Below are 1,750 nucleotides of genomic sequence, written 5' to 3'. Positions count from 1 at the left end.
CCTAGTAAGTGCCTGAGTGGTTGAAAACGAGGACATCCCCCTGTTGTGGTGCTCGGGCTTGGTGTCCCAACCACGACAGGAGGATGTCGGTGTCCAACCCTAGACGGCTCTCCCGCGGTGATAACCGGCGTAACGCCCGGTTGAGCAGGCTGCGTAAGGTGCTGCCCCGCGAGCACGCGATCTTGGCGCTGGATCTGGCTGCGGACAAGCAGGTCTTCGCGCTGACCGATCATGACAGCCGGGTGTTGGCTCGGCGCACGGTGCGCTGCCGGACCTGGCAGTTGAGCGAGGCGATCGAGTGGGGCCGGGCGCAGGCGGTCGCGGCCGGGTTCATCGGGGTGACCCTGGCCTGTGAGCCGACCGGGCACCGGTGGAAGGTCGTCGACCAGCTCGCCGCCGCGGCCGGGATCGTGCTGGTCTGTGTGCAACCGCTGCTGGTGCACCGGGCCCGGGAGGCCGAGGACTTCACCCGGGACAAAAGCGATGACAAGGACGCGCTGCTGATCGCGCGGCTGGCCGCCCAGCTGCATGTCTACCTGCCCGAGCGGGCCGATCCGACCTGGGCGCGGCTGCGGCATCTGGGGGCTCGCCGGGTCGAGTGGACGACCCGGGTCGGGGCCGCCCGCCAACAGCTGCGCGACCTGCTCGAGTGCGCCTGGCCGGCCGCGCTGACCGCCGCGGGCCAGCCGTTGGATTCGCTGACCTGGCGGGCGGCGATGAGCGTGACCGGCTGCGACCCGGCCCGGGTCCGCCAGCTCGGGCTGGCCGGGCTGACCGAGGCGGTCCGCGCGGAGCTGCCACGCTGGGGCTCGCGGCGGATCTACCGGCCGATCCTGGCCGCGCTGCACACCGCAGCCGCCGACGCGCGCGGGGTGGCCACCCAACGACCCGGCGCACTGGAACGAGCGGCATTCGCACTCGCCGACCTCGGTCACGCCCAGGAGCAACGCCGGCAGGCCGAGACCCTCATGGTCGAGGTCCTCGACGACCTCGACCTCACCGACCTGGCCACCAGCATCCCCGGACTCTCCGCGGTCGGGGCCGCGGCGATCCTGGCCGAGTCCGGCGACCTGACCCGCTTCGACTCCGCCCGGTCGCTGGTCAAACACGCCGGTCTCTGCCCTCGGGAGAACTCCTCGGGCGCCTACTGCGGCAAGACCACCATCAGCGGCCGCGGCCGCCCGCTGCTGCGCACCGCGGCCTGGCGCGCGGTGTGGGGCGCGCTACCGCACAACCCGGTCCTGGCCGCCCGCTACGCCCACCTCACCGGCCGCGCCCACAACCCACTCACCGACGGCCAAGCCCGCATCGCAGTGGCTGGCAGCCTGCTGCGCCAGCTGTTCAGCGTCCTCACCCGCCGCACCCGCTGGAACCCCGAGATCGCCCGCGGCATGACCGACCCCTGCAACGACTCCCGAACCGAGGTGAGCACCACCGCCGCCTAACCGCGACGGGAAGCGACCACAACAACTGGGATTGACCAAGGACGGGACGAGCTCGCCGGGCCTGGGGCGCACCCCGCAACTGAGAATGAGCAGTCCCGCCCGCCTCCCACCCAAGCTCGGATGAAGGCTGTTGGGGAAAACCCCGGTTGAACGCTAGGTGGAGCAGGGAGACGGGCAGCGGACCCCGCCCACGTCAACGACCACCACAAACACGATCAACCACGGCGGCACACGCCACCGCGGTGACCCCCCACGCCCTCACCACACCAAGACTGGACTTGACCTCGTCCTCATAGGCTGCTCAG

General features: G+C 71.2%; 1 protein-coding gene. It reads left to right on the top strand.

Annotated features, from left to right (window positions below; all coding sequences use genetic code 11):
- The first annotated feature begins 158 nt into the window (after positions 1 to 158).
- Entirely contained in the window at positions 159 to 1,445 is a 1,287-nt protein-coding gene (locus ACFPL3_RS41945; protein ID WP_379591021.1) for an IS110 family RNA-guided transposase, read from the top strand.
- The last annotated feature ends 305 nt before the right edge of the window (positions 1,446 to 1,750 follow it).

The organism is Pseudonocardia zijingensis (assembly GCF_042657305.1).
Classification (GTDB): domain Bacteria; phylum Actinomycetota; class Actinomycetes; order Mycobacteriales; family Pseudonocardiaceae; genus Pseudonocardia; species Pseudonocardia zijingensis.
This window is presented reverse-complemented; position numbering and strand designations above follow the sequence as displayed.